The organism is Bradyrhizobium sp. ORS 375, assembly GCF_000239775.1.
Classification (GTDB): domain Bacteria; phylum Pseudomonadota; class Alphaproteobacteria; order Rhizobiales; family Xanthobacteraceae; genus Bradyrhizobium.
Map to the genome: position 1 here is coordinate 1 of NZ_CAFI01000486.1, position 9,793 is coordinate 9,793.

Here is a 9,793-nt window from a genome sequence, read left to right on the forward strand (position 1 = left end):
GGACCGGCGCCCGGGCCGGAGGGCGGCGCCAGGCTGACGGCTGCGCCCGGATCAGGGACCGAGGCAGGCGGAACCGGCGGCGGACGATCGCTGAACAGCTGAGCGCGCGCGGGTGAGGCCGCCAGCAGACATGACGCGGCCAGGACAGGCCATGACAGCCGCCCGACGCGCCGGAATCTGGGGAACCACCGCCCTGTCCTCATCATGCTGCTTTTGACCGAAAACGGGGCAAATTCAAGCCTCTGCTGCATTGATCTGGGGAACCCTGCCGGCGCCGCGCGACTCGGTCGCAGCCAAAGGCGTCCCCTTCCTCGCGGGATCTCGCGGTCGCCTCGGACATCAAATCGACGGCATCTGATCCGCCCGTCAATCGGCATAAAGGATGCTTCTGGTAGGCTGATCCCGGACATGGCGACGAAACGGCCGCGGCCGGACGCCGCCGATGAGCGTAAGCGTGGAGACGACGGTGCTGGACATGTTGATGGGAGGCCGCCAGGGCGGAGAAGGCGGCAATGTCGGGCTCGGCACGATCCGCAAGCCGGTGATCGGCCTGGCGCTCGGCGGCGGCGCGGCGCGCGGCTTTGCCCATATCGGCGTGATCCGAACCCTGCTGGCTCATGGCATCGTGCCCGACGTGGTGGTCGGCACCTCGATCGGCGCGGTGGTCGGCGGTGCCTATGCGGCCGGCCAGCTCGATACGCTGGAGGAATGGGCGCGCAGCCTGCAGATGCGCAGCGTGCTCGGCTATCTCGACATCCGACTCAACGGTTCCGGCCTGATCGGCGGCGAGAAGCTTGCCGCCCAGCTCGAAGCCTCGCTCGGCCGCGTCGCGATCGAGGAGTTGCCGATGAAGGTCGCGACGGTGGCCACCGAGATCCGCACCGGACACGAGATCTGGCTGACCCATGGCAGCCTCGTCGACGCGATGCGCGCCTCCTATGCTCTGCCCGGCATCTTCGCGCCGGTGCTGATCGGCGACCGCTGGCTGGTCGACGGCGCCATGGTCAATCCAGTGCCGGTGTCGGCGGCGCGCGCGCTCGGCGCCGAGATCGTCATTGCCGCCAACCTGTCCAGCGACGTGTTCACGCATTCGACGACGATCTACTCGCATGGCCAGCCGGTCGAGGTGCCGGAGACGGTGATGGAGAGCACGCCGCCGAAGCGGCGCTTCCGCAGGCTGTTCTCGGCCGAACGCGCGGTGAAGCGGCAGTTCTTCGGCGAAGGCGGCCGGCCGGGGATCTCCTCGGTGATGGTCGACGCCTTCAACATCATGCAGGACCGCATCACCCGCGCGCGGCTCGCCGGCGATCCGCCCGATCTGTTGATCTCGCCGCGCGTCGGCCAGATCGGCTGGTTCGACTTTCATCGCGCGGCCGATCTCATCGCGTTCGGCACCAAGGCGGCCGAACGTGCGCTGGATTCGATCCATGAGGCGATCGGCGCGACCGCGCCGGCCAGCGGCGGAACTACGCCGTCTTGATGTACTGGCGCAGCGCTTCCTGCTCGTTCTCGTATTCCTGGACGCGCCACTTCACAACGTCGCCGATCGAGATCAGGCCGACGACGAGGCCGCCCTCGATCACCGGCAGATGGCGGAACTTGCCGTTGGTCATCATCTCCATGATCTCGGCGACCGTGTCCTGCGGCCGGCAGCTGACGACGCGCCGCGTCATCACGCTCGAGACCGGCTCGGTCAGCGCCGCGGCGCCGCGCTCCCCGAGCGAGCGCACGATGTCGCGCTCGGAGAGAATGCCCTCCATCCGCGTGCCCGACATCACCAGCACGGCGCCGATCTTGCGATCGGCAAGCAGCTTGGCGGCTTCGGCGAGTGTGGTCTGAGCTTCGACGCTCTCGACCTTGTGGCCCTTGGTGTCGAGGATCGCACGTACTGTCATTGCTCGTCTCCTTGAGAGGCCGATGCGCCTTCTTGAGCGAGGCGTCGTTGCGGCCGATGCTTGCAGCAGTCTTCAGTCAAGCGAGTGCTGAGTTACGAGTGCCAATCAACAGTCAGGCAATGCACCAGTCGCGTTCTGGTTGCAGTGCGCTCGGCAGGCCGGCCAATGACCAAAGATGGGCCTGCCTTTATTTGCCCAGAGTCGTGCCCCGGTTGCATCGAGCACAAATGATGGATGAAATCCCGCGCGCTCGCAAGCGCAGCCTGGAGGCAACTAACTGTCGACCGGCTCCGACGGCAACGCAGGTGCAGCATCGTCACGCACATGCGGGATCGGATCGAACAGGCCAAACAGGACGAGCCCGGCAAGGAAGCCGCCGATATGCGCCTGCCAGGCGACGCTGGCGCCCTCGGCGCCGGGCGTGAGGTCGCCGACGCCGAACACGATGTTGACGCCGAACCAGACCGCGAGAAAGCCCAGCACGCGCGGATCGCGCAGCGCGCGCCACAGCGACAGCGCCGGCACCTTCGCCGCCGCCTCGGCATCGCCGCGCCCGAACGACAGGAAGCCGCCGCGCACGAACGCGAAGCGCATCGCGGCAGCCATTGCGCCCGACACCGAGGCCGACGCGCCGATCATCGGCGCCAGCTCGTGCTCATGCGTGATGAGATGGGCGAGCGCGCCGGCGGCCGCCGTGACCGCCATGAACAGATAGAACCTGACAGTGCCGAAGCGCCGCGCCAGCGCGCTGCCGAACGGCAGCAGCCAGAGCACGTTGAAGCCGATATGCGCGAGATTGGCATGCAACAGCGAGTAGCTGACGAAGGTCCACAACTTGGCCGGCGTGCCGCCGGGGAACGCGCCGTCGAGCAAGGTCTGGTCGTATCGTTTCGGGACGAAGGCGAACAGATCGATGATCAGGCTGTCCCACTCGTCCGGCAGCAGCACCCGCAGATGGATCGCCGCGATCAGCAGGACGTAGGCCGTCAGTGCGCCCGGCAGGTTCAGGATCGGCTCGCGCGGTTCCTGAAGCGGTTGCTGTTGCGTGAGGTCTGACGGAGAATCCAAGGGAACGCACGCCTTCGACGGAGGAACAGACCCGTCAGATAGGCGGCTTTGACGGCCTTGTGCAAGCGCACACGTGAAGAGTTGATGAGCGGCCTGATGGCGCCGAACGGTGCGGGACCCTGAAAAAGAAAGAGGGAGAGCCCTGAGAAAGCCCTCCCTCGCAAGATTGCCGGTCTTTTCTGCGTCCGGAGAGCCCTGGGTTTGATCCCCACCCCTCCCCGTCGCGACGACCGGACGTGTTTGACGCCGCCTTCGTGTACCCGTCCGATCGCGGTGGACCTTCCACCTTCCGGCCGCGATCTGATGAACGCTTTCTTAACGATCCCAGGGCCGAAGCCAAGCACATCGTTAATTTAACCTTAACGCGCGGAAGGTCGGGAGAAAGCCGGCACGATCGCACCATCGGCATGGACGCTGCACCGCCCCTCCTGCGACAACAATCCAGGGAGGCGCCTGGACGAAAGCGGGACAGCGATGTCCTGACGACGTCGAGGGCGCGAGGGGTCTTCAGATGAAACATCCGTCCAATCGCGAGCTCTTCGCCTATTGGAACGACAGGCGCGGCCACGGCAAGGCGCCGGAGCGCAGCGAGTTCGAACCGTCGGCGGTGCGCGAGCTGCTCGGCGACATCTTCGTGCTGTCGTGCGATGCCGACCTAGGCTTTCCGTTCCGCATGGCCGGCACCCGGCTGTGCGCCCTGCTCGGCGGGGACGTCAAGGACAGGAGCTTCCCGGCGCATTTCACGCAGGAGAGCCGCCGCGAGATCGAGGAGATCGCCACCGTCGTCTCCGAGGAGACGCTGCCGGCGATCGCCGGCGTGACGGCGCAAGCGCCGGATCGCACGACGGCGCATTTCGAGCTGCTGCTGTTGCCGTTCGCCACGCGCGCGCATGAGCCGATCAGCCTGACCGGCCTGCTCGCCCCGTTCGAGACACCGCAAGGCGCGCTCGGACCGCTCGAGATCGTGTCCTGGCGCTACATCCATCCGCCGGTCGAGCCGATCGTGCCGCGCGCGCTGCGCAAGCTGGCGCTGGCGCGGGGCCTGATGGTGTATGAGGGACTGCGCTGATCTTTCGTAGATGGGGTAACGGGCCGACCACACTCCGATAACGCTGAATTAACCGTGCAGGATTTAGTTTCGTTGCTGGATCCCCCGGCGCTGCTAAGAGCCGGCTTTGAGTGGCGAAACATGGCGTTGCCGAACATCAAACAATCCCTTCCGGCCGCCGAGGAGCGCCGCCGTTTCCAGCGGGTCAAGGTCCACCTGCTCGGCCGCTACATGCTGCCGGACCGGCGTGAGTATCCCTGCCAAGTCATCAACATGTCGCCCGGCGGCCTTGCGCTGCTCGCGCCCGGCATCGGCAATGTCGGCGACCGCGTGATCGCCTATCTCGACCATATCGGCCGCGTCGAGGGCAAGATCACCCGCATCATCGACAACGGCTTCGCCATGACCATCGGCGCGACCGCGCGCAAGCGCGACAAGCTCGCTGCGCAGCTGACCTGGCTCGCCAACCGCGACATCCTCAATCTGCCGGAGGATCGCCGCCACGACCGTATCATCCCGCGCAACCCGATCGCGGTGCTGACGCTCGAGGACGGCACCAAGATGACCTGCCGCATCATCGACATGTCGCTGTCGGGCGCGGCGATCGCCGCCGAGACCAAGCCGGCGATGAAATCGCAGGTCATGCTGGGCCGCGTGCAGGCGCGCGTGGTGCGCAATCTCGAAGGCGGCTTCGCCATCGAGTTCATGCATCCGCAGCTCGCCGAAACGCTCGAAGAGAGCGTTACCGCGCGGTAAAGCGTCAACTCCCGCAAATCCCGCAACTCCACGGATCACACGGCGCCCGTCCCCACGGGCGCCGTGTGGCGTTCGGCGATCGCACGTCGTATCCCGCGCAGTTAATTCGCGACATCAAACGCGGCCTCCGGCCTGCAATGACAGCGGTTCCGGACTTAATGCAGCGCATTTGAACTAACTGCGATCGATTCAAATTTTAGGCTTATTCGATTCAACAAAGATCCTAATTAGCGCTTTGTTTGAATTGGGTTTTCGTCAAATCCATCGTGGCGATTTAGCGGCAGCGAAAAATCTTTGTGAGACACATGGTCCCAACGAAAACGGGGGCCAAAATGGTCAAGCGGACGGGACAGGCGAAGGGGTTGGCGGTCGCAGCCATTCTGATGGCGATGGGGACGATGGCGCATGCCGGTGATGACCGCGTGCTCTATGCGAGCCTTGGCGACACCACGCGGGCCCCGATCGGCTGGATCGAGTTCTGCACCGAGACCCCCGAGGAATGCCGCGGCGGCGCGTCGCAGCCCCGCGACATCGTGCTGTCCCAGACCGCCTGGCGCGATCTGCTAAAGGTCAATCGCTGGGTCAACGAGAACGTCAAGCCCATCACCGATATGGACCATTGGGGCGTGGTCGAGAAATGGTCGCTGCCGACGGACGGCTATGGCGACTGCGAGGATTACGTGCTGCTGAAGCGCAAGCTGCTGATCGATGCCGGCTGGCCCCGCGAGGCGCTGCTGATCACGGTGGTGCGCGACAAGAAGGGTGAAGGACACGCCGTCCTCACCGTGAAGACCGACAAGGGCGAGTACGTTCTCGACAATCAGAACGAGAGCGTCGTCGCCTGGACCGAGACCGGCTACCGCTTCGTCAAGCGGCAGTCGCAGAGCGACCCGAACGTCTGGGTCTCGCTCGGCGACGGTCGCCCGGCAGTGGCCACCGCCAGCGCCCGAGAGCGCTGAACCGAGAGGCAACGACATTCGAGTTACGCGACCCGGTCACATCCCCACCCCTCCCCGTCCCAGACCGGTTCGCGCGCGGCCAGGCCTCCCCCAAGGCCTGGCCGCAACTTTTTCAGGCCGCATTTGAGATCATTGAGCGCGATGTTCCGCCCCAAGGTCCTGCGGCTGTCCTCAGAAAATTTGATTCGCAAGCCTTGACCCCCGTCTTGTCCGAAGGTTTTTTCAACCAGTGGGGGATTTTTTATTATGTACAACTCGAAAATTACCGCCGCGATGGCTCTGATCGCGTTCGTCGTTCTGTTCGGTATCAACATCCTGATGATCTGGTCCAATGTCGGAGCGGACGGCAAGCCGTTCGAGGCCATGGTCGGCCATCCTGCCCCGTCTGACAGCGAGATGGTTTCCGTCGCACCCGCGCGCATTTTGGAGCCGAGCAGCGGCGCGCTGCTCAACTCGGCGAGCGCGTCAGGGGCGACCTCCCGTGAACGGCGCGACTGACGATGCTGTGCGCACGTGACTGGTGGGACATCGATCAGCAGAAGCGGTCGGCAACCGGATCTCGGCGCTATTGCCCTGCGAGGCCTTGAGTCCCGCGAGAGCCGCAACTTTTTTTGGCCTTGCTTTGACGATATGTCGCAGGCAGGGCGCGGCATCCGCCGGCCAACCTTGTTTTCCCTCGACCGTCGGGTTTAGGTTGTCGGCATGATGATGATCCTGCGAAGTGCGGCGCTCGTCGCCGCGGCCCTGAGCTTGACGAACTGCTGCATGTCCGGGACCGGCTGTTCCGGCCCGCTGGCCTCGGCCGATACGCCCGCGGCGGCCTCCCCCGCGATGGCGGCGTCGCCCAAGGTGGTCATGGCGGCGCCGCAGACGGCGTCTGGTGCGGCCGACTGGGATGGTCGGGTCGCCGCTTCGGAGACCGACAACGATATGGCCATGGAGCCCGAGATCGGCACCGCCACGCGCAAGGGCGGCAAGCGCAGGGGCGACTCGCGGGTCGACGTGATGTCGGCGCAGTCGAGCTCCGGCTACCGCAGCGGGCGCATGACCTATGAGGAAGAGCAGGCGGCCGACATGGCCGACGAGGCTCGCCTGAAGCAGAAGCTCACGATCTGCCGGAACTGCAACGCGACCCAGTAAGCCTCTGACCGCCCTGGGGTCAGGACGCCACCCGCCCCGCTCGCGATGACGCCGATACCGCTGCGCCGGAACCGCCGGCCGCAGTTTTTCGGGCTTGCAGGCCTCTCTTTTGTCCGATTTGCTAATAAAGTCTTGCGGCCGGGATCGCCTGCCGCCGGGCACGCGTTTTGCTGCCGCGGATCGATCCGACTGCAAAGCCTTTTCGCCGGTCCATTTTGGGGACCGGCTTCCGAAGCTTTTTTCGATTGTGGGTGGTTTGGTGATGAACCCGGTGACGCGCGACACCAGAACCTATCTCGATAAGGCCGCGACCGGCCCGATCAAGAGCTCACAGCCGATCGCGCTCGCCGCCGCCACCCTGCTGGTGCTGGTCGCCGGCATCGGCGGCATCGTGCTGTGGCGGGCCTATGCCGGCTCGCCGGCCGAAGCCGAGCGCGGGGCGGTGACGCGGCAGCTGCAGGCCAGGACGGTGCAGGCTTCCGAGCAGCTGGTCGAGAAGACCAAGGGCCTCGAGGCCACCCAGCAGGAGTCGATCGACCAGCTGCAGATGATGCAGGAGCAGCTGCAGAGCATGCGGCGCCTGCTCGCCGCCCAGCAGGCCGACACCAAGCGTCTGTCCGACCAGGTCTCGACCCTGAAGGAGTCGATCGACGGCTTGCGCCAGTCGTTCGCCAGCACGCAATCCTCGGAGCAGGCCTCGCCCCCGTCACGCAACCGCAGCATCCGCGCGCGCGCGCATGCGAACCGCAGCGGGCACCGGTCTCGCCGCAATCGCGGCTAGGGATCGCGGGCCGCGCGCCCCCTGTACAATTCCTGCCGAATTTTCCCGGAACCTTGTGAAGTGCTTCACACAGCAGGGCTGCGGAATCGGGCCATCCTGCGGTTACCGGATGGCGAGCCAATTTCAGGATGGCACAGGGCCAATTTCAATATCCGGGGCTGGCAAGGTCGTTGGCGCCATACTGCGCCGACGGCCTTGTTCTTTGTAGTCCACTGCTGATCGCAAGGACCTGACGGAACCGACGGCGCCGGCGAGCGCTCTCCGGCTGGTGACTTGCTTTTCCCCGGGACTTCTCGGCTCAATGCGCGCCCACCCAGGAGACGAGCCCGCATGTCTGCCGAACCTGTCTTGACCTCCGATGTCATCGGACTGACCAAGGTCGCCCCGTTCTCGCGCCGCGGCTTCATGACCGCATCTGCTGCAGTGACTGCCGGCTACACGCTGGCCGCGGGCCCCGTCCGCGCCGAGGTGATCACGACCGACACCTCCGGCCTCAATGCCGGCGATGCCAAGGTCAAGGTCGCCGACGGCGAGATGCCGGTCTATTTCGCCAGACCCGCCAGCGCCAGCAATCCGCCCGTCATCCTGGTCGCGATGGAGATCTTCGGCCTGCACCAGTACATCAAGGACGTGACCCGCCGCCTCGCCAAGCTCGGCGCGTTCGCGGTGGCGCCGGACTACTACTTCCGCAAGGGCACCGATCTCACGAAGATCACCGAGATCAAGGAGCTGCTGCCGATCGTGAATGCAAAGCCTGATGCGGAGTTGCTGTCGGATCTCGATGCGACCGTGGCCTGGGCCAAGTCGCAGGGCGGCGACACCTCGCGGCTCGGCATCGTCGGCTTCTGCCGCGGCGGCCGGAATGTCTGGGAATATGCCGCCCACAATGCCGGGCTGAAGGCCGCCGTCGCGTTCTACGGCCCGCTGACCGATCCGCCCAGCCCGGCTTTTCCAAAGAGCCCGATGCAGCTCGCGCCCGAGATCAAGGCGCCCGTGCTCGGACTCTACGGCGAGGCGGACACCGGCATCCCCGTCGCCAGCGTGGAGGCGATGAAGGCCGCGCTCGCGGAGAACAAGAAGACCGCCGAATTCAAGCTCTATCCCGGCGCGCCGCACGGCTTTCACGCCGACTATCGTCCGAGCTACCGCAAGGAGGCGGCCGAGGATGCATGGGCGCAAATGCAGGCGTGGTTCAAGAAGTATGGCGTGCTGAGTTGATCGACACGATGTTGTCGACGCAACCGCGTGGGGTGGGCAAAGCAGCCGCCGTCGGGCGGCAGCGTGCCCACCATCGCTCAGTGCACTCATCAGCAAGAATGGTGGGCACGGCGCCATTGCCATCTTGCACGACGCACGAGCGCGGCCGCGCCCTTGCGCACCCTACAATTCGATGAGCGTGAGTCAGAGCTCAGCGCCGCCGACGCACCTTTGCCGGCTGACGGGCGCTCTGCTCGAGCTCCCAGGCCATCCAGACCAGCGCAGCACCGAGGCTGACGACGACGCCCATGAAGACGAAGGTGAGTTCAGGGGATGTGAGTGAGTTCATCATGCCTGGATCCATGCAAGCGTTGCGCCAGCTCTTTCTCCATCGCCGCTTCGCTCATTCGCAGCGGCAATGAATCGTGACGAGATATCGTTAAAGCGACGTGAGCGTCCAACGCGTCAGCCCACCTCCAGGTTCACGCTCACTCGCAGACTTCCACAGGGCGAACGCGCCAGCCGTGCGCTGTCCGCACGCGCTTCTTCACGACGTAGCAGCCGCCGAGATCCTCGTAGGTGTAGGGGTAGTAGTCGTACGGATAGCCGCCGTAGTAGTAGGGATAGCCAAAGCCGAAGCCGATCGCAAAACCAGGGCCGAAGCCGTGGTGATAGAAGCCGTGATGGAAGCCACCATGATGGAAGCCGCCGCGCGCCGACGCCGTGCCGGGCGCCATCATCAGCGCGATCACACCGGCCGCCACCATTCCCATCCATGTCTTGCGCATCGATCCGTCTCCAAAATCAGGCAGGTCCCGCAGCCTTACCGCGTCGACCCTTAAAGCCTGATTTGGAACAGCTCGCGGGCAAGCCCGCTCACATCTGCGCGAGTTGGTATCTGCACGTCACCTGCGCGGCTTTGGCAATGCGCAGACATCCTCGCCTCAGC

At 65.3% G+C, this 9,793-nt stretch carries 12 protein-coding genes and 1 pseudogene; 8 read left to right on the plus strand and 5 right to left on the minus strand.

What is annotated here, in order from left to right; translation table 11 throughout:
• Nucleotides 1–206 (minus strand): annotated as a pseudogene (locus tag BRAO375_RS38790) (hypothetical protein); the annotation flags it as partial.
• 260 nt (nucleotides 207–466) lie between these two features.
• Between BRAO375_RS38790 and BRAO375_RS33875 the strand changes: the two are divergent.
• Nucleotides 467–1,480, plus strand: a complete 1,014-nt coding sequence (locus tag BRAO375_RS33875) for a patatin-like phospholipase family protein (RefSeq protein WP_009031929.1) — start codon at nucleotides 467–469, stop codon at nucleotides 1,478–1,480.
• On the opposite strand, the gene BRAO375_RS33880 is transcribed toward BRAO375_RS33875, so the two are convergent.
• Both BRAO375_RS33880 and BRAO375_RS33885 read right to left on the minus strand, forming a co-directional pair.
• Entirely contained in the window at nucleotides 1,467–1,895 is a 429-nt protein-coding gene (locus BRAO375_RS33880; RefSeq protein WP_009031930.1) for a CBS domain-containing protein, read from the minus strand. The two genes, BRAO375_RS33875 and BRAO375_RS33880, sit on opposite strands and share 14 nt — an antisense overlap.
• Before the next feature lie 273 nt (nucleotides 1,896–2,168).
• A complete protein-coding gene (locus BRAO375_RS33885) occupies nucleotides 2,169–2,963 on the minus strand; it encodes a rhomboid family intramembrane serine protease (protein ID WP_009031931.1) in 795 nt (264 codons plus the stop codon).
• Nucleotides 2,964–3,474: 511 nt separating this feature from the next.
• Here BRAO375_RS33885 and BRAO375_RS33890 point away from each other — a divergent pair.
• The 7 genes from BRAO375_RS33890 (at nucleotide 3,475) to BRAO375_RS33920 (ending at nucleotide 8,865) form a co-directional block, all read left to right on the plus strand.
• Complete coding sequence (locus BRAO375_RS33890) at nucleotides 3,475–4,032, plus strand: PAS domain-containing protein (RefSeq protein WP_009031933.1); 558 nt, start codon at nucleotides 3,475–3,477, stop codon at nucleotides 4,030–4,032.
• Between the two features lie 120 nt (nucleotides 4,033–4,152).
• Nucleotides 4,153–4,767, plus strand: a complete 615-nt coding sequence (locus BRAO375_RS33895; protein ID WP_035643520.1) for a PilZ domain-containing protein — start codon at nucleotides 4,153–4,155, stop codon at nucleotides 4,765–4,767.
• Nucleotides 4,768–5,099: 332 nt separating this feature from the next.
• On the plus strand, nucleotides 5,100–5,726 hold the full coding sequence (locus BRAO375_RS33900; RefSeq protein ID WP_035643523.1) for a transglutaminase-like cysteine peptidase: 627 nt from the start codon (nucleotides 5,100–5,102) through the stop codon (nucleotides 5,724–5,726).
• A 246-nt stretch (nucleotides 5,727–5,972) separates the two neighbouring features.
• The gene (locus BRAO375_RS33905; RefSeq protein ID WP_009031936.1) at nucleotides 5,973–6,224 is read left to right on the plus strand and encodes a hypothetical protein; all 252 of its coding nucleotides are present in this window, start codon (nucleotides 5,973–5,975) and stop codon (nucleotides 6,222–6,224) included.
• A gap of 204 nt (nucleotides 6,225–6,428) precedes the next feature.
• A complete protein-coding gene (locus BRAO375_RS33910) occupies nucleotides 6,429–6,866 on the plus strand; it encodes a hypothetical protein (protein WP_244423422.1) in 438 nt (145 codons plus the stop codon).
• Between the two features lie 262 nt (nucleotides 6,867–7,128).
• Nucleotides 7,129–7,647, plus strand: coding sequence for a hypothetical protein (locus BRAO375_RS33915; protein ID WP_009031938.1), 519 nt, complete (start codon nucleotides 7,129–7,131; stop codon nucleotides 7,645–7,647).
• A gap of 330 nt (nucleotides 7,648–7,977) precedes the next feature.
• Nucleotides 7,978–8,865: a dienelactone hydrolase family protein gene (locus BRAO375_RS33920; RefSeq protein WP_035643526.1), complete on the plus strand. Its 888-nt coding sequence runs from the start codon at nucleotides 7,978–7,980 to the stop codon at nucleotides 8,863–8,865.
• A gap of 190 nt (nucleotides 8,866–9,055) precedes the next feature.
• Here the strand turns inward: BRAO375_RS33920 and BRAO375_RS38295 are convergent, their stop codons facing one another.
• Nucleotides 9,056–9,196, minus strand: coding sequence for a hypothetical protein (locus tag BRAO375_RS38295; protein WP_175345411.1), 141 nt, complete (start codon nucleotides 9,194–9,196; stop codon nucleotides 9,056–9,058).
• Nucleotides 9,197–9,332: 136 nt separating this feature from the next.
• Nucleotides 9,333–9,632 carry a hypothetical protein gene (locus BRAO375_RS33925; protein WP_035643529.1) on the minus strand — a complete coding sequence of 100 codons (300 nt, stop codon included), beginning with the start codon at nucleotides 9,630–9,632 and terminating at the stop codon, nucleotides 9,333–9,335.
• Nucleotides 9,633–9,793 lie beyond the last annotated feature (161 nt).

Excerpts from the sequence above, each read along its gene's own strand:
- BRAO375_RS33895 (WP_035643520.1), top strand. The coding sequence starts at position 4,153 with ATGGCGTTGCCGAACATCAAACAATCCCTTCCGGCCGCCGAGGAGCGC.
- BRAO375_RS33910 (WP_244423422.1), top strand. The coding sequence starts at position 6,429 with ATGATGATGATCCTGCGAAGTGCGGCGCTCGTCGCCGCGGCCCTGAGC.
- BRAO375_RS33920 (WP_035643526.1), top strand. The coding sequence starts at position 7,978 with ATGTCTGCCGAACCTGTCTTGACCTCCGATGTCATCGGACTGACCAAG.
- BRAO375_RS33880 (WP_009031930.1), bottom strand. The coding sequence starts at position 1,895 with ATGACAGTACGTGCGATCCTCGACACCAAGGGCCACAAGGTCGAGAGC.
- BRAO375_RS33890 (WP_009031933.1), top strand. The coding sequence starts at position 3,475 with ATGAAACATCCGTCCAATCGCGAGCTCTTCGCCTATTGGAACGACAGG.
- BRAO375_RS33900 (WP_035643523.1), top strand. The coding sequence starts at position 5,100 with ATGGTCAAGCGGACGGGACAGGCGAAGGGGTTGGCGGTCGCAGCCATT.
- BRAO375_RS33915 (WP_009031938.1), top strand. The coding sequence starts at position 7,129 with ATGAACCCGGTGACGCGCGACACCAGAACCTATCTCGATAAGGCCGCG.
- BRAO375_RS33905 (WP_009031936.1), top strand. The coding sequence starts at position 5,973 with ATGTACAACTCGAAAATTACCGCCGCGATGGCTCTGATCGCGTTCGTC.
- BRAO375_RS33925 (WP_035643529.1), bottom strand. The coding sequence starts at position 9,632 with ATGCGCAAGACATGGATGGGAATGGTGGCGGCCGGTGTGATCGCGCTG.
- BRAO375_RS38295 (WP_175345411.1), bottom strand. The coding sequence starts at position 9,196 with ATGATGAACTCACTCACATCCCCTGAACTCACCTTCGTCTTCATGGGC.